Origin of the sequence: Mumia sp. ZJ430 (assembly GCF_011751845.1) — a bacterium.
Taxonomy (GTDB): domain Bacteria; phylum Actinomycetota; class Actinomycetes; order Propionibacteriales; family Nocardioidaceae; genus Mumia.
Genome location: NZ_JAAHFK010000001.1, coordinates 497,316 through 518,590 on the forward strand (window position 1 = coordinate 497,316; position 21,275 = coordinate 518,590).

21 protein-coding genes are annotated in these 21,275 nt (G+C 71.0%); 14 read left to right on the forward strand and 7 right to left on the reverse strand.

Annotated elements, in window-relative coordinates:
• The first annotated feature begins 136 nt into the window (after window positions 1-136).
• Window positions 137-715: an aminodeoxychorismate/anthranilate synthase component II gene (locus HCT63_RS20750; RefSeq protein ID WP_347877919.1), complete on the forward strand. Its 579-nt coding sequence runs from the start codon at window positions 137-139 to the stop codon at window positions 713-715.
• A gap of 3 nt (window positions 716-718) precedes the next feature.
• Here the strand turns inward: HCT63_RS20750 and HCT63_RS02405 are convergent, their stop codons facing one another.
• Genes HCT63_RS02405 through HCT63_RS02425 form a run of 5 tightly spaced genes read right to left on the reverse strand, consistent with a single transcriptional unit; the run spans window position 719 to window position 5,100 of the window.
• Window positions 719-1,213, reverse strand: a complete 495-nt coding sequence (locus HCT63_RS02405) for a VTT domain-containing protein (RefSeq protein WP_208322228.1) — start codon at window positions 1,211-1,213, stop codon at window positions 719-721.
• A gap of 45 nt (window positions 1,214-1,258) precedes the next feature.
• Window positions 1,259-2,611 (reverse strand): hypothetical protein, encoded by a 1,353-nt coding sequence (locus HCT63_RS02410; RefSeq protein ID WP_167001148.1) that lies wholly within the window; start codon window positions 2,609-2,611, stop codon window positions 1,259-1,261.
• Window positions 2,608-3,054, reverse strand: coding sequence for a hypothetical protein (locus tag HCT63_RS02415; RefSeq protein WP_167001150.1), 447 nt, complete (start codon window positions 3,052-3,054; stop codon window positions 2,608-2,610). The genes HCT63_RS02410 and HCT63_RS02415 overlap by 4 nt, the downstream gene beginning before the upstream one ends.
• Window positions 3,051-3,248: a hypothetical protein gene (locus tag HCT63_RS02420; protein ID WP_167001152.1), complete on the reverse strand. Its 198-nt coding sequence runs from the start codon at window positions 3,246-3,248 to the stop codon at window positions 3,051-3,053. The genes HCT63_RS02415 and HCT63_RS02420 overlap by 4 nt, the downstream gene beginning before the upstream one ends.
• A gap of 1 nt (window position 3,249) precedes the next feature.
• Entirely contained in the window at window positions 3,250-5,100 is a 1,851-nt protein-coding gene (locus HCT63_RS02425) for a hypothetical protein (protein WP_167001154.1), read from the reverse strand.
• A 161-nt stretch (window positions 5,101-5,261) separates the two neighbouring features.
• Here HCT63_RS02425 and HCT63_RS02430 point away from each other — a divergent pair, with 161 nt between their 5' ends.
• The 10 genes from HCT63_RS02430 to HCT63_RS02475 all read left to right on the forward strand — a co-directional run bounded on the left by HCT63_RS02430 (window position 5,262) and on the right by HCT63_RS02475 (window position 15,998).
• Window positions 5,262-6,395 carry a histidine kinase gene (locus HCT63_RS02430; protein ID WP_167001156.1) on the forward strand — a complete coding sequence of 378 codons (1,134 nt, stop codon included), beginning with the start codon at window positions 5,262-5,264 and terminating at the stop codon, window positions 6,393-6,395.
• Window positions 6,392-7,042, forward strand: a complete 651-nt coding sequence (locus tag HCT63_RS02435; RefSeq protein WP_182397129.1) for a response regulator transcription factor — start codon at window positions 6,392-6,394, stop codon at window positions 7,040-7,042. Before HCT63_RS02430 ends, HCT63_RS02435 begins: the two co-directional genes overlap by 4 nt.
• Window positions 7,043-7,185: 143 nt before the next feature.
• Window positions 7,186-9,321 (forward strand): MMPL family transporter, encoded by a 2,136-nt coding sequence (locus HCT63_RS02440; protein ID WP_167001157.1) that lies wholly within the window; start codon window positions 7,186-7,188, stop codon window positions 9,319-9,321.
• Entirely contained in the window at window positions 9,321-9,767 is a 447-nt protein-coding gene (locus HCT63_RS02445) for a hypothetical protein (RefSeq protein WP_167001159.1), read from the forward strand. The genes HCT63_RS02440 and HCT63_RS02445 overlap by 1 nt, the downstream gene beginning before the upstream one ends.
• Window positions 9,768-9,826: 59 nt before the next feature.
• Complete coding sequence (locus tag HCT63_RS02450) at window positions 9,827-10,216, forward strand: YbaB/EbfC family nucleoid-associated protein (protein WP_347877914.1); 390 nt, start codon at window positions 9,827-9,829, stop codon at window positions 10,214-10,216.
• Between the two features lie 3 nt (window positions 10,217-10,219).
• Window positions 10,220-10,816, forward strand: a complete 597-nt coding sequence (gene recR / locus HCT63_RS02455) for a recombination mediator RecR (RefSeq protein WP_167001161.1) — start codon at window positions 10,220-10,222, stop codon at window positions 10,814-10,816.
• A gap of 30 nt (window positions 10,817-10,846) precedes the next feature.
• Window positions 10,847-11,416 (forward strand): DUF5063 domain-containing protein, encoded by a 570-nt coding sequence (locus tag HCT63_RS02460; RefSeq protein WP_167001163.1) that lies wholly within the window; start codon window positions 10,847-10,849, stop codon window positions 11,414-11,416.
• Window positions 11,417-11,527: 111 nt separating this feature from the next.
• A complete protein-coding gene (locus HCT63_RS02465) occupies window positions 11,528-13,600 on the forward strand; it encodes a prolyl oligopeptidase family serine peptidase (RefSeq protein ID WP_167001165.1) in 2,073 nt (690 codons plus the stop codon).
• A 54-nt stretch (window positions 13,601-13,654) separates the two neighbouring features.
• Window positions 13,655-13,903 (forward strand): LapA family protein, encoded by a 249-nt coding sequence (locus HCT63_RS02470; RefSeq protein WP_208322229.1) that lies wholly within the window; start codon window positions 13,655-13,657, stop codon window positions 13,901-13,903.
• Window positions 13,904-13,985: 82 nt separating this feature from the next.
• Entirely contained in the window at window positions 13,986-15,998 is a 2,013-nt protein-coding gene (locus HCT63_RS02475; protein ID WP_167001167.1) for an MDR family MFS transporter, read from the forward strand.
• A 68-nt stretch (window positions 15,999-16,066) separates the two neighbouring features.
• Here the strand turns inward: HCT63_RS02475 and HCT63_RS02480 are convergent, their stop codons facing one another.
• Window positions 16,067-16,855 carry an ABC transporter permease gene (locus HCT63_RS02480; RefSeq protein ID WP_243842854.1) on the reverse strand — a complete coding sequence of 263 codons (789 nt, stop codon included), beginning with the start codon at window positions 16,853-16,855 and terminating at the stop codon, window positions 16,067-16,069.
• Window positions 16,852-17,793 (reverse strand): ATP-binding cassette domain-containing protein, encoded by a 942-nt coding sequence (locus tag HCT63_RS02485; RefSeq protein ID WP_167001169.1) that lies wholly within the window; start codon window positions 17,791-17,793, stop codon window positions 16,852-16,854. The genes HCT63_RS02480 and HCT63_RS02485 overlap by 4 nt, the downstream gene beginning before the upstream one ends.
• Window positions 17,794-17,876: 83 nt before the next feature.
• Here HCT63_RS02485 and HCT63_RS02490 point away from each other — a divergent pair, with 83 nt between their 5' ends.
• The 3 genes from HCT63_RS02490 to HCT63_RS02500 all read left to right on the forward strand — a co-directional run bounded on the left by HCT63_RS02490 (window position 17,877) and on the right by HCT63_RS02500 (window position 21,275).
• Window positions 17,877-18,656 (forward strand): TetR/AcrR family transcriptional regulator, encoded by a 780-nt coding sequence (locus tag HCT63_RS02490; RefSeq protein ID WP_167001171.1) that lies wholly within the window; start codon window positions 17,877-17,879, stop codon window positions 18,654-18,656.
• A gap of 255 nt (window positions 18,657-18,911) precedes the next feature.
• Entirely contained in the window at window positions 18,912-20,213 is a 1,302-nt protein-coding gene (locus HCT63_RS02495) for an aspartate kinase (RefSeq protein ID WP_167001172.1), read from the forward strand.
• Between the two features lie 24 nt (window positions 20,214-20,237).
• Window positions 20,238-21,275, forward strand: coding sequence for an aspartate-semialdehyde dehydrogenase (locus HCT63_RS02500; RefSeq protein WP_167001174.1), 1,038 nt, complete (start codon window positions 20,238-20,240; stop codon window positions 21,273-21,275).

Below are 21,275 nucleotides of genomic sequence, written 5' to 3' on the forward strand. Positions count from 1 at the left end.
GGGCGTGGTGCAGCGCGCTCCCGGCCGTACGACCGCTTGGTTGCGAAGCCTCGATACCTCGGCCCCACCGAACTTGAGGGATTCGGCCCCGCTCGTGGGCGCAACTCCTCAAGATTCGTCGCGGGCGGGTGCGCGGGTGCTGCTCATCGACAACTACGACTCGTTCGTGCACAACCTCGCGCAGTACGTGCGGGAGCTCGGTGCCCAGGCCACCGTGGTGCGCAACGACGCGGTCGACGTCGACGCGCTGGAGCGGATGCGCCGTGCCGGAGCGTTCACGCACCTCGTCCTCTCGCCCGGACCGGGCGCGCCCTCCGGAGCCGGTGTCAGCGTCGACGCCGTCCGTGCGTTCGGCTCGTCCACGCCGATCCTGGGCGTCTGCCTCGGGCACCAGGCGATTGGCGAGGCGTACGGGGCGCGGGTCGTGCGGGCGCCGCGTCCGGTGCACGGCGTGCCGTCGCTGATCCACCACGACGGGCTCGGCGTGTATGCAGGGATGGACGGGCCGTTGGTCGCGGCGCGCTACCACTCACTCATCGTGGAGGGCCTCCCCGATGCGCTGGTCCCGACCGCCTGGAACGCCGAGGGCGTGCTCATGGGCGTGCGTCACCGCGAGCACCCGGTCGAGGGCGTGCAGGTGCATCCGGAGTCGATCCTGACCCCGCGTGGGCACGATCTCCTCGCGAACTTCCTGTCCCCAGACGTTCGAGCGTGACCCCTACGCCCGAGCCCGTGAGCGGCGGCGGAACACGACCACGGCGGCGACCACGCCGACGACGGTGAGCGCCGCGAGCGCGATGCCCCACCCCGTCGTCAGACCGGCACCGACCGCCGCGTAGAACGCCGACATCCCGATCGTCGTCCACACCAGCGCCCACGCCATGCAGCCGGGGATCATCGCGAGCAGATAGCGCATGAACGGCATCTGGACGACGCCCGCGCCCGCGTTGATCACGGTCTGCGCACCGACGGTCAGGAACGAGACGGGCACCGCGAGCGCGCCCCACCGTCGTACGACATCGGCGCCGCGCTGGGCCGAGTCGCCCTCGAGCCAGTCGTGGGTGCGGGCTCGCAAACCGCCGGTCGGATGGGGGCGGGTGAGCACCTGGACGGCGGCGACCCGCGCGATCCAGTACGTCGCCTGCGCCCTCAGGAAGACGACGACGAAGAAGAACAGCCACACCGTGACGGCGGGTCCTTCGGGGCGATCCACAGGCACCAGCCTAGGAACCCCGGCCCACACGCCGGACAGCCGCCCTCACCCCGCGAACAGGAGGAACAGCCCGAGGAACGTGTAGCCGACCATCACCAGCATCAGCGCGAGCTGGCCGGTGAGGTGGTGCGCACGAGGCAGCAGGCGGATGAAGCGGTCGTGCGCGGCGATGACCCCGAGGACGTGGCCGGTGAGGACGAGCCCGACCTTGAGGACGGCGAGCAGGTGGGGGTGCTCGGACAACCAGTACGAGACCTCGAGACCGCCGAGGCCGAGCAGGTCCCAGCCGCGGTCGAGCGGGTCGGCGAGGGCGATGACGGTGCGCTGACCCTTTTCGACGAGGTACGACAGGTAGTGCGCGCCGACGTACCCGACCACGATCGGCACCAGCGAGTGCGCCAGCTCGCCCGGCATCGCGCGCCGCTGGACCCCGGCGAGCCCGCCGGTCGCGCGTGCGGCCAGGACGAAGATGCCACCGACGAGCGTGATCATCGCGACCAGCCCGAGGGACTTGTACGAGACGGCGAGCGCCGGCGACCCGGCGTACCAGGACTGCACCTCCGTCATCCACCACGACGTGCCCAGCGCGGAGTCGAACGCGGTCGATCCGAGCAGCACCGCGACGACGGCGACGATGCCGCGGTCGACCGGGAGGCCGGCGAGGTTCGACAGCGGGTTGCGGGCGACGATCCGGCGGTCATCCGGTGAGCGTCGTCCGAACGGCGACAGCGCGGCGACGAACGCCGCGTACACGTCGAACGGGTCCGCTCGCTCGAACCACCGCCGGCCGAAGGCGAGCCCGCCGAGCACCCCGACGACGACGTACGCCACGAGCCAGACCCGTACGGTCTCCAGCGCGCCGGGGTCCGGCGACGCGAGCTCGGTCCACACGAACGCGAGCAGGCCCGAGGCGGCGGGCCAGTAGCCGAGCCGCGCGGGATAGGCCCACACACCCGTCGCCGGGTCGCGCCGCAACGCCCAGCAGGCGGCGCGGTGGAGTGCTCGTACGGGCGAGACGTAGGCCCAGACGTGCCCGCACAGCAGGGACAGCGGGACGATGCCCACCCAGAGCAGCACGTAGAACGCGCCCGGCGCTCCGTTGGTGGGACCGGGCTCACCGCCGAACGCCGCGAGCGCGACCCAGGCGGTGAACCCGACGCCGAGCACGCCCAGGACGGCGTGGGAGGGGCCGCTGTCGACCGTGCGGGTGATCCACAGCGGCAGCGCGATCCCGGGCGTGCTCGGGTCGAGACGGGGACGCCGCCACGCGAGTGCGAGGACGGCGAAGGAGAGGGCCAGCGCCCAGGCGGCGCCGACCATCGCGTACGCCAACGGGAGGGGGAGGTCGGTGGACCCACCGACCCCGTGGGCGAAGACTGTGCCGTCGATGAGCGTCAAGGCCGGACGTCGATCGTGGCGATCGTCCCTCCGAGGTGGTGGGACTCCAGAGAGACGCTGCCGGGGACGTCCACCTCGAAGGTGAACGACCGCGTGCCCTTGGTGACGGCGAAGGTCTGCTCGGGCTCGGCGTGGAGGTGGAGCTCGTCATCGGTGTCGGAGGTGACGTCGAGGGTGATCGTCTCGCCGACCTCGGCGTCGTACGCCTTGCCCAGCGGGCGGATCTTGCCGCCGGCGATGCTCACCACGATGACGAGACCTTCCGCGTCGAGCGTCGGCGTCGCAGATCCCGACGGCGTGGCCGCGGTCGCCGACGAGACGGATGCAGGGGGCTCCGTCTCGACCGCGCTCGCGGAGCCGGCGCTCTGGCTGCCGCAGCCCGTGAGCGTGAGAATGCCTGCGAGGCCGAGAGCGAGAACGGTGAGCGTACGGGGCGGGGTCATCGGTCGTCCTCCTGGACGGGCGGGGCGATGTGGTCGTCGGTGTCGGCCTCCTGCGCGGCGAGCTCGCGGGCCTCGGCGATGCGGTCGCGCTTGGCGATCACGAGCACGACCAGCGTGATCGCGATCGCCGGGACGAACGCCGGGACCGCGAGGAGCAGGGGGTGGTGCGCGAGAAGGATCGCATCGGGAGGCATGTCAGACGAGCGCGGGTGGTCGGTCGTCCGCGCGGCGCTCGGCGGGCGTGCTGCGGGGCGTCGAACGGGCGACCCGGGCCACCCCCCACGACAGGGACCAGATCAGCAGCAGCGAGCAGATCGCGACGACGGTGCAGGCGGCGTTCCAGAGCCACGCCGGATGATCGGCGTTCTTCTCGCGCTGGAGGATCGAGGTCTCCGGGACGAAGGCGCGGGTGAACGTCGCCGGTGCTGCGAGCTCCTCGGCGCCGATCGCCTCGTCGGCGGGCATCCAGATCGGGACCGCGGCGAGGATGCGGTCGTCGGACACGCGGATCAGGGTCTTCCACGTGCCGTGGACGGGCACCGGCCGAGTCGTCTCCCACACGCCGGGCGCGGTCTCGCGGAGCCGGTCCACGACGACGCCCTCGCCGCCGCCCTGCCACGCCGTGATCTGCACCCACGTCGGGTTGTCGCTGGGCAGGTCGACCCGGTCGAACGTCACGCGGGCCTCGACCGTACGAGTCGCAGGGTCGGCGTCGACGTCGGTGAGCTGGACGGTCGCGCTCGCGTCGGGGACGGTGGCCCAGAGCCCGTTGCCGAGCGAGACGGACACCGCGACGACGCCGGCCACGATGATCGTCCGGCACACCGCCTTGCCGGGGATGTCGCCGGTCGTGAGCGCCGTCCCGAGCAGGGCTCCCGCCATGCCGGCGAGCACCCCCACCGGAACCGACATCAGCAGGCCCTCGAGCCACATGCCGCTGGTCCAGGGGAGGACGAACGCCGCCTGGACCCACAGGCCCTCGAGGGCGAGCCCGACGGTCGAGAGGCCGAGGCCCGCGACCGCGCCGAAGAGCAGCCGGCGGCGAGAGAGCGGGGCGATCAGAGCCAGCAGCTCGACGACGATGGCGGTGCCGAGATAGAGGGGGAAGACGTTGTACGCCTCTCCGAGGACGGGGCCGACGATGACGGCGGTGCCGACCCGCACCGCGAGGTAGAACAGCACGGCGAGGATCGCGCCCCATGCGCCGAGCACGCGCCTGGCCGCGACGAGAGCCAGGCCGGCGGCCGCCGCGATCATCATCGGGTGAAGCGGCTGACGGAACTGCTGGATGCCGAAGTCGTACTCGACCTGAAACACCGACAGGCCGATCAGGAGTCCGCCGAACGCGGCGGTGTACGCGATGCGTACGCGCAGCTCGCGCAGCGACTGGACGGTCTTGCCCTGGGCGAGGTCGCCCTCCCGCAGCAGGGTGAGGATGCCGACGAGCGACAGCCCGGCCCCACCGATGAGCATGAGGTGGGTCGGCCCCCACAGCGTGACGTCCTGACCGAAGATGCGGTGCCAGACGTCGTCGAGCGGGAAGCCGATCAGGGCGTACAGGCCAGACCCTGCGACGAGGAGACCGCCGACCGGGACGCGCCAGGCGCGGGTGATCTTGACCGCCGCGGGCCCGGGCACCTCGTCGAGGGGAAGGACCATCGCGGTCGCGCCGGCGATGAAGGTGAGGAAGAGGCCGACGAGGATCAGGTAGTGCGCCGGGTTGGCCAACGGGCCCTCGTCGCGGCCGACGCCGGCGTGCAGGCTGACGTCCCAGATGAAGCCGAGGAACGCGGTGACGAGGGCGAGCGCGAGCAGGCCGCCGGGGACCGCGACCCAACCCGGACGGCCGAGGCGCTGCTCGGCGTGATCGCTGAGGCGCTGGAGCCAGGTGATGCGACGCGTCCGGTGCGCCCAGGCGATCCAAAGGAGGCCCGCGAAGATCACCGCAGAGGCGACGGACATGCCGATCACCTGGTCGAGTGCGGCTCCGCCGGCGGGGCGCTGCTCGGCGGCGAGCAGGGCGTCGTACAGGGCGGTGTCGGCCATGCGAGGGAGTGTGACATTGGCGATGGCACATGTCAACGGTCATGTATCGCGTGGCTCGCTCATCCACGGGATGAGTCGCTCGCAGGAGACCCGACCGTCGCTCGTCGACGACCGCGCCGTCGCCCCCGCCGCCCTAGCATCATCGTGTGAGAACGGCGATCATGACCCCACGCAGGACGGACGTGCTGCTGTGCGTCAGCGTCGCGGTCGTGCTGGCCGTCGTCGCCAGCTCCCACGAGGGGCGCGCGGGCGACGTGAACCCGCTGGCGTACCTGTGGGCCGCCGGGCTCGGTCTCCTCATGCTCATCCGGCGAAGCCACCCGGTGCTGGTGCTCGTGCTCACGACGCTCGGCTTCTTCAGCTATTACGCGGCCGGCCTCCCCGCGATCGGCGTCGCGGTGCCGATCGCGGCCGCGCTCTACTCGGCCGCGGAGATGGGCCATCTGCGCGCGGCCATCGTCACTGGGACCCTCACGCTCGGCCTGTCAACGGCATACCGGGTCGCGACCGGCCAGAACGTGTCTCTGGTCGTCGGGTACGAGTTCATCACGCACGCGGCCCTCATCGCCGCTGCGATCGCGCTCGGGCACAGCGTCCGCGTCGGGCGGCACCTGCGGCGGCGGACCGAGCAGGTCTCGCGCCTGCTCACCCGCCAGGGCGAGCTGGACCAGGTCGTGGAGGGGCGGGAGGAACGGATGCGGCTCGCGCGTGAGCTGCACGACTCGATCGGGCACTCGCTGTCGGTCGCCTCGCTCTACTCCGTCGTCGCCCGTGAGGCCGGCGACGCCAAAGAGCGCGACGACGCCCACGAGCTCGTACGGTCGTCGATCACCGACGCGTCGTCCCACCTGCGGCGCACGGTCGCCGTGCTGCGGGGCAGCGGGCGGTTCGAGCCCGACGCGGGACTCGACCAGGTGGGCCGCCTCGGGGCCGCGCCCACCGCCGCCGGGTACGCCGTCGACGTGCAGGTGGATCCGGTCGACGTGGCGCCCGAGGTCGGAGCCGCCGCGTTCCGCCTCGTCCAGGAGGCGATCACGAACACCCTGCGTCACTCGAACGGGCGGAGCATCAGCGTGCGGGTGCGCCTGCGGGAGCCGGGGCTGCTCGGCGTCCGCGTCGTCGACGACGGTACGGCCGCCGTACCCCCGCAGATCCGGCCTGGGCACGGCCTGAGCGGCATGCGGGAGAGGGTTACGGACCTCGGCGGCACGCTCGAGGTCGACGCCGGCGCGAGCGGGTGGGTCGTGGAGGCCTCGATCCCGACGATGCCGGTGACGGCCGGGGGCGCCCCGTGATCCGGCTGATGCTCGTCGACGACCAGGTCCTCCTGCGGCACGGGCTGCGCGCGATCATGCAGAACACCGACGACATCACGGTCGCCGGCGAGGCGAGCGACGGCCGCGAGGCGCTGCGGGTGGCGCGGGAGCTTCGGCCGGACGTCGTCCTCATGGACCTCCAGATGCCGGTGATGTCCGGGGCGGAGGCGATCCGGGCGATGCGGGCCGAGCCGCTGCTCGCGCAGACACCGGTGCTCGTCCTGACGACCTTCGATGACGGAGACGACGTGGTGGAGGCGATCGCCGCGGGGGCCAACGGCTACCTGCTCAAGGACATCGACGCCGACGAGCTGCGGCGAGCGGTCCGTAACGCCGCGGACGGGCGCGCCCAGATCGCGCCGGGGGTGCTGCGCCAGCTGATGGACCGCGTCGCTCGGCTCCCGACCCGCAAGACCCGAGAGGAGAAGCTCGCCGGGCTCACCGAGCGTGAGGTCGAGGTGCTCACCCAGGTGGGCCTCGGGCTGACGAACGAGGAGATCGGCAAGGCCCTTTTCCTCTCCCGCGAGACGGCGCGCACGTACGTCAGCCGTCTGCTCACCAAGCTCGACGCCCGTGACCGAGCCCAGCTGGTCGTGCTGGCACACCGGGCCGGACTCGTCGACTGACGCGACCCTGAGCCGCGTACGTCCAGAGGCGATCGGACTGTCGCTCCTGAGGGACTGATCCGGCCTTCCCGCGCTCCTAGCGTGGTCGATCGACGCGTGGTTGATCGGCGACGTGTCGAACGCCGGAGAGGGAAGTGGACGTCATGGAGAGACTCGCTCGCGCCTGCCAGAGCGCGCGATGGTTCGTGGTGGTGGGGTGGATCCTCGTCGTGGTGGCGTTGTCGGCGCTGTCCGGCACGTTCGGAGGTGAGACCAGCGACGACTACGAGCTGCCCGGGTCGCCGAGCGACCGCGCCGTGCAGATCTTGGAGGCCGGCGGGTTCTCGTCCGGCGCCGGGACGCAGGCACAGCTCGTGCTGCACCGCGAGGACGGGCTGGACCAGGCGCCGGTGCGTGAGCAGGTGGCGTCGATGGTCGACGAGGTCGCGGACCGCGTCCCGGACGCGAGCGTCGTCGGTCCGTTCGCCCCCGAGGGTGCCCACCAGCTCTCGCCTGACCGTACGACCGGCTACGTCACGGTCGGGCTGCCCACCCAGGACGCGGAGGCGACCGCGGAGCTTCGGGACGACCTGGCCGACCTGCGCGAGACCTTCGCCTCCGACGGGCTGACCGTGGAGGTCGGCGGCCTCGGTGCGGAGCAGGAGAGCGAGAGCGGCCCGCCGAGCGAGATGATCGGCGTCCTCGCAGCCATCGTGATCCTGCTCTTCGCCTTCGGGTCCGTGTTCGCGATGGTGCTGCCGATCCTGGTCGGTGTCGTCGGAGCGGCGAGTGGCGTCGCCCTGGTGGGACTCGGAGCGCGGGCCGTCGACATGCCCAGCTTTGCCGCCCCGGTCGCGGCGATGATCGCGATCGGTGTCGGCATCGACTACGCGCTGCTCGTCGTCACGCGTTATCGGGAGGTTCTCGCGGCTGGCGCGCACCCGGCTCGCGCGGTCGTCCTCGCGCAGAGCACCGCCGGCCGGTCGGTCCTGTTCGCCGGTGTGACAGTAGTCATCGCCTCGCTCGGCCTGGTGCTGATGGACCTCAAGGTCATCACCGGGGTCGCCATGGGTATCGCGGGCTCGGTGCTCGTCACCATGCTGGCGGCCGTCACGCTGCTGCCCGCGATGCTGGCGATCACCGGCCGGCGGATCGACCGGCTCTCGGTGCACCGGCGTCGTACGACCTCCGACGGCGGACGTCTCGCCCGCCGGTGGAGCCGTGTGGTGCAGCGCAGGCCGTGGCCGGCCGCCCTTGCGGCGACCGCGGTGCTCGTCCTGCTCACGCTTCCGGTCCTCGACCTGCGGCTCGGGTTCTCCGACGCCGGCACGCGCCCGACCAGCGACACCAGCCGACGGGCGTACGACCTCGTGGCGCAGGGCTTCGGCCCAGGCGCCAACGGCCCGCTGGTCGTCGCGGCCGCGCTGGAGGAGGGTGCCGGTCCTGACGAGGTGGAGACCCTGGCCGACACGCTGGCAGCAACGCCAGGTGTCGCCGCGACGACTCCACCGGTGTTCTCTGCTGCGGGTGACGTTGCGTTTCTCCAGGTGATCCCGACGACAGGCCCGCAGGACGAGGCGACGACCGACCTCGTGCACCGCATCCGCCACGACGTCGTGCCCGCGAGCGACGGGCTCGAGGTCGCGCTCGGTGGGGCGACGGCGGCGGCGGTCGACTTCGCCGACTACACCGCGGAGCGCCTTCCGCTCTTCCTTGCGGTCGTGCTCGGCGCGGCGCTCGTGTTGCTTGTCGCCGTGTTCCGCGGGCTCGCGGTCGCGATCAAGGCGGTGCTCGTCAACCTGCTCTCACTCGGTGCCGCGTTCGGGGCGGTGGTGGCGGTGTTCCAGTGGGGGTGGGGTGTCGAGCTGCTCGATCTCGGCGCCAGCGCGCCCATCGAAGCGTGGGTGCCGATGATGCTGATCGCGATCGTCTTCGGACTGTCGATGGACTACGAGGTCTTCCTCTTGTCCCGCATCCGCGAGGAGTACGACCGTACGGGCGACAACGCGGCCGCCGTGGCCGAGGGGCTCGCGCGTACGGCGCGGGTCATCTCGGCGGCCGCGGCGATCATGGTGTGCGTCTTCGGCAGCTTCGTGCTGGGGTCCAGCCGTGAGCTGCAGCTGTTCGGGTTCGGGCTCGCGTTCGCGGTCTTCATCGACGCGTCGCTGGTGCGGCTCGTGCTCGTACCGGCGGTCATGGAGCTGCTCGGTGACCGCAACTGGTGGATCCCCCGCTGGTTGGACCGTGCCCTGCCCCGCCTGACCATCGAGGCGTCGCGCGGTCCTCGGGGTGAGCGGTGATGGGCCGCCCTCGGCTCGGCCTCCCCGTGTGGGCGATCCTCCTGCTGGCCGCCCTTGCGCTGCCTCGCGTCGTGGTGCACGACCTCGGGGTCGACGTCGGCGCGCTCGCCATGGCCGTGCTCGCGCTCGGGCCGCCTGCGGTCTGGGTCCTCGTCGCCCTTCGAGCGCGCGTCCCGTCACCCGTCACGACGCTCGTGGTCGTCGGACTCCTGTACGGCATCGGGCTCGGCGTCGGCCACAACCTGATGTGGGACTCGGCGTTCGAGGACGATCCGGCACTCGGCGGGGCGCTGGAGGGCGACCTCCCGGCGGGGGCGGAGGAGACGCTGCTGCGCACGGCGACGTTCGGGAGCAGCCTCTTCACGGGCGCCGTGGTCGGGCTCGTCGCCGGGTTGGTCGCGAGCGGCATGCGCCGCGTCGGCCGGTCTGACGGTGCCCGCCGGTAGGCTGGAGTCGCACATCCGGCGGCGGTGCCGTCGGTCGTACGACACGTGAGGACGTCCCGGTGTTCGGTGATGATTTCGGCGGGCTCGGCCAGCCAGGTGGCGGCATGCCCGACATGTCTGCGCTGCTCGAGCAGGCCCAGAAGATGCAGGAGCAGCTGCTCGCCGCCAAAGAGGAGCTGAGCCGGGCCAGGGTCACGGGTGAGGCCGCCAGCGGGCTGGTCAAGGCCACCGTCACCGGCACCGGCGAGCTGATCTCGGTCGAGATCAAGCCTGAGGCCGTCGACCCGGACGACGCCGAGCTCCTCGGCGACATGGTCGTGGCCGCGGTCCGTGACGCCAACGACCAGGCCGAGCAGCTCGCGGCCGACAAGCTGGGCCCCTTCGCGGGTGGCTTCGGCGGTGGCGACGCCCTCGGTGGCGGCGGCGCTGCGGGCGCGCTCGGGTTCTGACGCATGTATGAAGGGGTCGTCCAAGACCTGATCGACGAGCTCGGCCGGCTCCCGGGCATCGGCCCGAAGAGCGCGCAGCGCATCGCCTTCTATCTCCTCGACGCCGACCCGGTCGACGTACGCCGCTTCGCCGAGGTCCTCACCGAGGTCAAGGAGAAGGTGCGGTTCTGCGCGATCTGCGGCAACGTCGCCGAGTCCGAGACGTGCCGCATCTGCGCGGATCCGCGGCGCGACCCTTCGGTGCTGTGCGTCGTCGAGGAGTCCAAGGACGTCGTCGCGATCGAGCGCACGCGTGAGTTCCGCGGGCGCTACCACGTCCTCGGAGGGGCGATCTCGCCGATCGATGGCCGCGGACCCGACGACCTGCGCATCAGGGAGCTCATGCAGCGCCTTTCCGATGATGCGATCACCGAGGTCATCCTCGCCACCGACCCCAACCTCGAGGGCGAGGCGACGGCGACCTATCTCACCCGCATGCTCAAGCCGCTGGGGTTGCGCGTGACGCGTCTGGCCAGTGGACTACCCGTAGGCGGTGACCTCGAGTACGCCGACGAGGTCACCCTCGGGCGTGCCTTCGAGGGACGCCGTACGGTCGACTGACGCTGGGCGGACTGACGGACGGAGGCACGGGTGAGCGAGACGACGGACGACGAGCTGGCGGCGGTGGGCAACGCGTTCGCCGAGGACGTCGAGGCCGTGCTCGAGGGGCTGCGCTCGCTCGACGGGATGACCGATCCCGAGGAGGTCGTCGCGGGCCTTCTCGTCGAGGTGAGCCGCGCGCTCACCATCGGGGCGCGGATGGCGGCGATGCCGCGCCTGGTCCCACCCGACCGCTACGAGCCGGACATCGGTCCCGACATCGATCTCGACGACGTCCGCGTCCGTCTGGCCTCGGTGCTCGACGGGTTCGACACGTACGTCGAGGTCTTCGACCCGTTCGACGACCCGGCCGCGCCGGCGGCGTACCGGATCTCCGACGACGTCATCTCCCTTGCCGCCGCGCTCGCCCACGGCATGCAGCACGCGCGCGCCGGTCGTCCGATCGAGGCGCTGTGGTGGTGGCAGTTCTCGTTCCTGTCGTCGTGGGGCGGCGAGACGACGTCGGCGCTGCGCGCGCTCCAGTCGGTCATCTCCCGCGACCGCATCGTCGGCGCGACGCCTGCGATGTCGCCCGAGGAACCCCCGCCCGACGCGCTCTGACCGGCCGTTCGCTCGGGTACCCGAGCGAACGTGCACCGACCCCACTGTGCACAGTCGGGTCGGTGCGGCTCTGCTGGGGTACCCCAAGCGGCGTGCGCCTAGGCTCGACGCATGACGCAGACCGACCCGTACCTGTGGCTCGAGGATGTTGACGGCGACCAGGCGCTCGACTGGGTTCGCGCCCGCAACGCCGAGACGGCGACCGCGATGGAGTCGAGCGAGGAGTTCCGTGCGACCGAGGCGCAGATCCGCGAGGTGCTGGACTCGGACGCCAAGATCCCGCCGATCGCCAAGGCCGGGGACTGGTACTACAACTTCTGGCGCGACGCGCAGCACGTACGAGGCGTCTGGCGGCGTACGACCTTGGCGTCGTACCGCACCGACGACCCGGAGTGGGACGTCCTGCTCGACCTCGACGCGCTCGCCGGCGCCGAGGACGAGAACTGGGTCTGGCACGGCGCGGCGGTCCTTCGTACGGGTCCGCTCGCGTTCACCCGCGCGCTGATCTCACTGTCGCGCGGCGGGTCCGACGCCGACGTCACGCGCGAGTACGACCTGGACACGCGCGAGTGGGTCGCCGACGGCTTCGTGCGGCCCGAGGCCAAGGGCGACGTGAGCTGGATCGACGAAGACACGGTCTTCGTCGAGACCGACACGGGTCCGGGCTCGATGACGGAGTCCGGCTACCCGCGCATCGCCCGCCGGTGGCGACGCGGCGAGCCGCTCACGGAGTCGGAGATCGTCTTCGAGGGCGCTCACGAGGACCTGTCGATCGGTGCGTTCCACGACCGGACTCCGGGGTTCGAGCGCGACTGGGTGGTCCGCGCGACGTCGTTCTACACGTCGGAGCGATACCTGGTCTCGACAGGCTCGACCGGCGGAGGGACAGGCTCGACCCTCACCAAGCTCGACGTCCCCGACTCGTCCGAGACCAGCGTGAAGCGTGACCAGATGCTCGTCGAGCTGCGCGACGACTGGGAGGTCGGTGGGCGGTCGTACGAGGCGGGGTCGCTGCTCGCGATCAGCTTCGCGGCGTTCCTTGACGGCGCCCGCGACTTCACCGTGCTGTACGAACCGACACCGACGAGCGCGCTGGCGGGCTACGCGTTCACGGCGAACCGCCTCGTGCTCGAGGTGATGACCGACGTCCGCAGCCGACTCGAGATCCTGACGCCTCCGGCCGCGCCCGGCGGCGAGTGGGACCGCGTCGACGCGCGTCACGTGCCCGAGCTCGGGACGCTGCAGGTCGGGCCGGTCGACGCCGACGCCGACGACGCGGTGTGGCTCTACACGACCGACTACCTGACGCCGACCACGCTCAGCCTGCTCGATCTCGGGCCGCGCGGCGTCAACGCGAAGCCGGTCCCGCTGAAGTCGATGCCGTCGTACTTCGACGCCGACGGCCTCGTCGTCGAGCAGCACTTCGCGGCCTCAGCCGACGGGACGCGCGTTCCGTACTTCGTGGTCCGCCCCGACGACCTCGCGTACGACGGCACGGCGCCGACGCTGCTCTACGGCTACGGCGGGTTCGAGATCTCGCTGACGCCTGCGTACTCCGGCGGGCTCGGGCGCGCCTGGCTGTCCGACGGAGGCGTGTACGTCGTGGCGAACATCCGCGGCGGCGGTGAGTACGGTCCGACCTGGCACCAGGCGGCGCTGCGCGACCAACGGCACCGCGCGTACGAGGACTTCGCGGCGGTGGCGCGCGACCTCGTCGAGCGCAAGATCACCTCGCCGGAGCACCTCGGAGCGATGGGCGGCTCGAACGGCGGGCTGCTCACCGGCAACATGCTCACGCAGTACCCCGAGCTGTTCGGCGCCGTCGTCATCCAGGTCCCGCTGCTCGACATGCAGCGCTACCACCTGCTGCTCGCGGGCGCGTCGTGGATCGCGGAGTACGGCGACCCCGACTCGGGCGACTGGGAGTTCCTCGCGACGTTCTCGCCGTACCACCTGTTCGACGCCGATCGGCCGTACCCGCCGGTGCTCTTCACGACCTCGACCCGCGACGACCGGGTGCACCCGGGGCACGCGCGCAAGATGGCGGCGAAGATGCTCGAGGCGGGCAAGGACGTGACCTACTACGAGAACATCGAGGGCGGTCACGGCGGCGCAGCCAACAACGCGCAGGCGGCGCACATGTCGGCGCTGGCGTACCGGTTCCTCTGGTCCCGCCTCACCTGACGCCCGCGCGTCACTGCGCGCGCAGTCGCAAGTCACGCCGGTACGCTGCCGAGCATGACCACGACCCCGCCTCCGGCCCGCGACGGAATCGGCGCGAAGGCGCTCACGTTCCTCAAGCAGCGCTGGCTCCCGCTCGTGCTGCTGGTGGTGGCGATCGTGTTCGTGTTCCAGAACCGCGACGACACCACGATCAGCTTCCTGTTCCTCGAGTGGACCTCGCCGCTGTGGTTCACGCTGGCACTCGTGCTCGTCGTCGGGATCGCGATCGGCTGGGCGCTGCGCGGCCGCCGCGGCAAGCCTTAAGCCGTACGACCGCGCGACGCTCCGACGCGCGCCCTGTCCCACCCTGACCGACAATCGCCCGTAGAGCGGACCGGGGGGTGCGATGGCGGAGCGTGAGGCGGAGACGGCGGATGTCGACAGCCTTCCGTCGGCGCGGGTCTGGACGATCTTCGGCGGGCTGATGCTCGCGATGCTCCTCGCCGCGCTGGACCAGACCATCGTGTCGACGGCGTTGCCGACGATCGTGCAGGACCTCGGTGGTGGCGAGCACCTTTCGTGGGTCGTCACCGCGTACATGCTCGCCTCCACCGTCACCACGATGCTGTGGGGCAAGCTCGGCGACCTGTACGGACGCAAGAGCCTGTTCATCATCTGCATCCTGATCTTCCTGGCGGGCTCGGCGCTCGCCGGGACGTCGCAGACGATGGGCCAGCTCGTCGCGTGGCGCGCCTTGCAGGGTGTCGGCGGCGGCGGGCTGATGGTCCTGTCGCAGGCGATCATCGGCGACGTCGTCTCGCCACGGGAGCGTGGCCGCTACCAAGGCGCCTTCGGGGCGGTGTTCGGGGTAGCCAGCGTGGCGGGGCCGCTGCTCGGTGGATTCTTCGTCGACAACCTGTCGTGGGAGTGGGTCTTCTACATCAACCTCCCGCTCGGCGCGGTCGCCCTGGTGGTCGTGACCGCTGTCCTGCCGCGCATCCGCCCGGACCGCGACGCGCACATCGATTACGCCGGCATCGTCCTGATCGGGACGGTCGCGACCGCCATCGTCCTGGTCACCAGCCTCGGCGGATCGACGTGGGGATGGAACTCGCCGGAGGTGTGGGGCTGCGTGGTGCTCGCGGTGGTCGCCCTCGTCGCGTTCGTCTTCGTCGAGCAGCGCGCGCCGGAGCCGGTGCTGCCGCTGCGGCTCTTCGCGAACCGGGTCTTCACGACGACCTCGGGCGTCGGGTTCGTCATCGGCTTCGCGATGTTCGGCGCGATCACCTACCTGCCGCTCTACCTCCAGCAGATCAAGGGCTCTACCCCGACCGAGTCGGGGCTGGAGATGCTGCCGATGATGCTGGGTCTGCTCCTGACCTCGATCGGCAGCGGGCAGCTGATCTCGCACACGGGTCGCTACAAGGTCTTCCCGATCGTCGGGACGGCGGTCACCGCCGTCGGCCTCTACCTCCTCTCGCTCATGGATCGCGAGACCTCGACGCTGCAGTCCTCGGCGAGCATGTTCGTGCTCGGCCTGGGTCTCGGCATGGTGATGCAGGTCCTCGTGCTCGCCGTCCAGAACGCCGTGGAATACCGGGACCTCGGCACCGCCACGTCCGGTGCGACGTTCTTCCGTACGATCGGCAGCTCGGTCGGAGTCGCCGCGTTCGGCGCCGTCCTCACCAGCTCGCTGGGCAACGCACTCGCGCGGGACACCCCGTCGACGGCGACCGGCGCCTGCAGCGGTGATGCGCTGAAGGAGTCCGCGCTCGCGATCAGGCGGTGCCCGCCGGAGGTGCAGTCGTGGTTCCTCGACGGGTACGCGAACGCCATCCACGTCGTGTTCCTCGCAGCGGTCCCGATCGCGCTGATCGCGTTCGCCCTGACGTGGTTCATCCCGGAGGTCCGGCTGCGGCGGTCCACTGGACGTACGGGCGCCGGTGAGGCCACGGGCGAGTCGTTCGCGCTGCCCTCGGGGCGGACGTCGCTGGAGGAGTTGCGCCTCATCCTGTGGCGCCGGGTCGGGCGGCAGGACCCGTTGCGGGCATACGAGATCCTCGTGCGCGACCTCGATCTCGCGCTGGAGCCGGAGGAGTGCTGGATGGTCACACGCGCGTCGCTCAAGGGGCCACGGTCGATCGCGACCATGGCGCAGCGGGCCGACGCCCCGCCCGAGACCGTACGCCGCGTCGCGGAGTCGCTGGCCTCGCACGGTCTGGTCAGCGTCGTCGGCGACACGGTCACGGCGACACCGGACGGCCATGCCGCGGCCGAGCGGATCCGTGCGCACGAGCGGGCGCGTCTGCAGCACTACATCGACGAGTGGGGGCCCGAGCCCGAGGTCGAGGAGCTGGTCGAGGAGCTGACCGAGCAGCTCCTCGCCGACGATCGGTCCACAGCAGGCCGCGGAAGGTGACCCGGGGGCCGTGGAAACCGACCCGGGGGCCGTGGAAACCGACCCGGGGGCCGTGGAAACCGACCCGGTTAGGAGGTGCGGCGGCGGAAGAGGCGCGCTGATGCCACCGTCGACGCCACGAGGATCAGCGTGCACCAGCCGAGCGCCCACCATGCCTGGTCGCCGATCTCGGTGCCCATCCACAGTCCGCGCAGCGTCTCGATGATCGGGGTCATCGGCTGGTGCTCAGCAAACCCGCGCAGCGCCGCCGGCAGCGTGTCGGCCGGGACGAACGCGGTGCTGACGTAGGGGAGGAACGCGAGCACCATCGTGAAGGCGTTGGCGGCATCCTTGCTGCGCGCGAGCAGACCGACCGTCGCCGCGAGCCACGAGATCGCGAGAACGAAGGCGGCCAGGATGCCGATCGCGGCGAACCACTCGAGAGGGCCCGCGCTCGGTCGCCAGCCGATCAGCAGCGCGACGGCGATGACGAGCGTGGTCGCGATCGCGTTGCGGGCGACGCTGGCCACGACGTGGCCGACGACCACGGACCCCGCGGCGATCGGCATCGAGCGGAACCGGTCGACGATGCCGTTCGTCATGTCGTCCGCGACCGCCACCGCTGTCGTCCCGGCCCCGAAGCCGGCGCACAGCAGGATGATCCCCGGCACCACGTAGTCCACGTACGAGCCGCCGGTCGACATCGCACCCCCGAACACGTAGACGAACAGCAGCATCAGCGCCACCGGCAGCGTGAGCGCGGTGAAGAACGCCTCGGGGTCACGCATCGAGCGGGTCAGCCCGCGCCGGATCATCACGCGCGAGTCGAGGACGGTGTCGGCGACCCGGGCCCTCGTGGCGGTCGTGGTGGTGCTCATCGGTGGGCCTCCAGGGTCGGTGCGGTGAGGGTGAGGAAGACGTCGTCGAGGCTCGGTGCGTGCATGCCGACCCGATGGGGCAACGCGTCCGCGGCTGCGAGCGTGTCGAGCAGCACTCGCAGGGAGTCGGGGGTGCCGTTGCTGGGGACGTCGAGGGTGAGGAGCACGGGATCGGCGGTGACCTCGGTCGTACGGAGTGCGGCGCGCGCGGCCTCGTACCGGGCCCCGTCGCCGTAGGACAGGCGGACGACCTCGCCGGCGACCTGCGTCTTGAGCTCCTCGGGCGTGCCTTCCGCGACGATCAGGCCCCCGTCGAGGACGGAGATGCGGTCCGCGAGCTGGTCGGCCTCCTCCAGGTACTGCGTGGTGAGGAGCACCGTGACACCGGTGTCGGCGAGCTCGCGTACGGTCGCCCAGACCTGGTCGCGGCTGCGTGGGTCGAGGCCGGTCGTCGGCTCGTCGAGGAACAGCAGTGTCGGGGGGACGACCATGCTCATCGCGAGGTCGAGGCGGCGTCGCTGGCCGCCGGAGTACGTCGTGGCCCGGCGATCGGCGATCGTGCCCAGGTCGAAGCGGGCGAGGAGCTCGTCGGTGCGGGCGGCGCTCTCGATGCGGGACAGGCGCCGCAGTCGGGCCACCATCGTGAGGTTCTCGCGCGCCGTGAGCACCTCGTCGACCGCCGCGTACTGACCGGTGAGGCTGATCGCGCCCCGTACGGAGTAGGGCTCGCGGGAGACGTCGTGGCCGGCGACGCGTGCGGTGCCGCCGTCGTACCCGATCAACGTCGCCAGGATGCGCACCAGCGTCGTCTTGCCAGCGCCGTTCGCGCCGAGGAGCCCGTGCACGGTGCCGGGGGCGATCGCGAGGTCGACCCCGCGCAGGACCTCGGTGGATCCGTAGCTCTTCGTGAGGTCGGCGACCTCGACTGTGTATGTCATACGCTAAACCGTATACGGCATACGCAGATTGGCGCAAGGCTCTATCGTGGCTGCACCGAGGACAGGAAGGACGAGGAGGTGGCATGGCCGAGGACGAGGTGCAGCTCCCCGACGAGCTCGCCTTGCTGTGGGGACGTCGATCCAGCGGCCGCCGCGGGCCTCGCCCGGAGCTCGACGCGAGCGCCATCGTTGCCGCCGCTGTCGAGATCGCCGACGCGGACGGGCTCGAGGCCGTGTCGATGGCGCGCGTCGCCAAGCAGCTCGGCTTCTCGACGATGGCGCTCTACAGGCACGTCGCCAACAAGGAGGAGCTGCTCTCCTTGATGTGGAACGAGAGTGCCTCGGTCGCCCAGGTGGTCGAGATCACCGGCGACACCTGGCGCGAGCGGATGCGCTCGTGGGCGAGCCTTCAGCGCGACATGCTCACGGCCCACCCGTGGCTCGCGCAGATGCCGATCAGCAACCCGCCGATGGGGCCGAGCGCCTTCACCTGGATCGAGCGCGGGCTCGATGCGCTGACCGACACCCCGCTCAGCGACGTGGACAAGCTCCAGGCGATCGGCGCGATCAGCGCATACACGCTGGCCGAGGCGCGGATGGCGTACGAGGAGGCGACGGCGGCCGCGCGGAGGCGTGCAGAGGGCAAGCCGGTCGTCGCCTTCGAGAACGTGATCGGCCTCCTCGCCGACCCTGCGGTCTATCCCCACCTCGCCCGCCTGGCCGCGATCACGCCGACGATGCCTGCGGCCGGTGAGCCAGGTTATGAGGAGATGGTCGGGGCGAGCTACGACTTTGGCCTGGAGCTCCTCCTCGACGGCATGGCCGCAGCGATCGCCCGTGCGGGCGGTGAGGCTACGCCGTGAACGCGTGGATGCCCGCCGTCCATCGTCGCGCCACGGCCCGTCAGGCCCAGCGTGTTCTCGTAGAAGTCCCTCGCGCGCTCGACGTCGCGGACGGGGACCATCGCGGTGTAAGCCGTACCGGTGAGCATCGTTGCCTTCCTCGGCGATCGGCCCGCAACCCGAGACGCGCCCGGGTGCTGTGGGGCGCGCCGTTAGACTGATCTGGGCGCAGCGTGGCGTCCTGCCACCTGCAACCGAGCCATACGAGGAACCTCCGTGGGCATTGTCGTCCAGAAGTACGGCGGCTCGTCGGTGTCCGACGCCGCCAGCATCAAGCGCGTCGCGCAGCGCATCGTCGCCACCAAGAAGGCCGGCCACGACGTCGTCGTGGTCGTGTCCGCCATGGGTGACACGACGGACGAGCTCCTCGACCTCGCCCACGAGGTCTCACCGCTGCCGGACGGCCGCGAGCTCGACATGCTCCTGACCTCCGGCGAGCGGATCGCCATGGCGCTCCTCGCGATGGCGATCGGCAACCTCGGCCAGCAGGCACAGTCGTTCACGGGCTCACAGGCCGGCGTGATCACCGACTCGAGCCACGGCAAGGCCAAGATCATCGACGTCACACCGGGTCGCATCCGCAAGGCGATCGAGGAGGACGCCGTCGCGATCGTCGCCGGCTTCCAGGGTGTCTCTCACGAGAGCAAGGACATCACCACGCTCGGCCGCGGCGGGTCCGACACGACCGCCGTCGCGCTCGCGGCCGCCCTCGAGGCCGAGGTCTGCGAGATCTACACCGACGTCGACGGGATCTTCACCGCCGACCCTCGGATCGTCCCGACCGCACGCCGCATCCCCGTCATCTCGTACGAAGAGACGCTTGAGATGGCGGCCAACGGCGCTAAGGTCCTTCACCTGCGCTGTGTCGAGTACGCGCGGCGCAACAACATGCCGATCCACGTCCGCTCGTCGTTCTCCACCAAGGAGGGCACCTGGGTGCTGAGCGCGGAGCGGATCAACGAACTGCTGAATGAAGGTGAGGGGGAGGCCCCCGTGATGGAGCAAGCAATCATCTCCGGCGTTGCGCACGACCGCAGCGAGGCCAAGATCACCGTGGTCGGGGTCCCCGACAAGGTCGGCGAGGCCGCCCGCATCTTCGAGACGCTCGCCGACGCCCAGATCAACCTGGACATGATCGTCCAGAACGTCTCCGCGGCCTCGACCGGTCTGACCGACATCTCGTTCACGCTCCCGCGTGCCGACGGGCAGACGGCGATGACGGCGCTGGCGCGGCTCAAGGACGAGGTCGGCTACGCCCAGCTGCAGTACGACGACGGCGTCGGCAAGATCTCGCTCGTCGGAGCCGGGATGCGCACCAACCCCGGCATCTCCGCGAAGTTCTTCAAGGCGATCGCCGACGCTGGCGTCAACATCGAGATGATCTCGACCTCCGAGATCAGAATCTCGGTTGTCGTCAACGAGCAGCAGATCGATGATGCGGTGAGTGCTGCGCACCACGCGTTCGACCTGGACTCCGACGAGGTCGAGGCCGTCATCTACGGCGGCACCGGCCGCTGACCGAACGCAACAAGGAGAGACACCATGGCCAACGGGCTGAAGATCGGCGTCGTCGGCGCGACCGGACAGGTCGGCGCCGTCATGCGCACGCTCCTGGAGGAGCGTGCCTTCCCGATCGCCGAGATCCGCTTCTTCGCCTCCCCGCGCTCGGCCGGCAAGACGCTGCGCTTCGCGGGGCGTGACGTCGTCGTCGAGGACGCGGCGACCGCCGACCCGACGGGCCTGGACGTCGCGGTGTTCTCCGCCGGAGCCACGATGTCGCGCGTCCAGGCGCCGCGTTTCGCCGCGGCAGGCGTCACGGTGATCGACAACTCGTCCGCATGGCGCAAGGACCCCGAGGTCCCGCTGGTCGTCTCCGAGGTCAACCCGGGTGACATCGCGAACGCCGTCAAGGGCATCATCGCCAACCCCAATTGCACGACGATGGCCGCGATGCCGGTGCTCAAGCCGCTGCACGACGAGGCGGGTCTCGTCCGTGTCGTCGCCAGCACCTACCAGGCGGTCTCGGGCTCCGGCCTCGACGGCGTTGAGGAGCTCGCGACCCAGGCCGAGAAGGTCGTCGCCGGCGCTCGCGCCCTCACGCACGACGGTGGCGCGGTCGACTTCCCTGAGCCCCAGAAGTACGTCGCCCCGATCGCCTTCAACGTGCTCCCGATGGCGGGCTCGATCGTCGACGACGGCTCGTTCGAGACCGACGAGGAGCAAAAGCTCCGCAACGAGTCGCGCAAGATCCTCGGCCTCCCCGAGCTGCGCGTCTCCGGCACCTGCGTGCGCGTCCCGGTGTTCACGGGCCACTCGCTCTCGCTCAACGTCGAGTTCGCAAACGCGATCACGCCCGACCGCGCCCGCGAGATCCTCGCGTCCGCTCCCGGGGTGCAGCTGGTCGACGTGCCGACGCCGCTGCAGGCCGCCGGTGCCGACCCGAGCCTGGTCGGCCGGATCCGCCAGGACTCCAGCGTCGACGGCAACCGCGGGCTCGTGCTCTTCGTGAGCAACGACAACCTCCGCAAGGGCGCGGCGCTCAACACCATCCAGATCGCCGAGCTCATCGCTGCCCGCTGA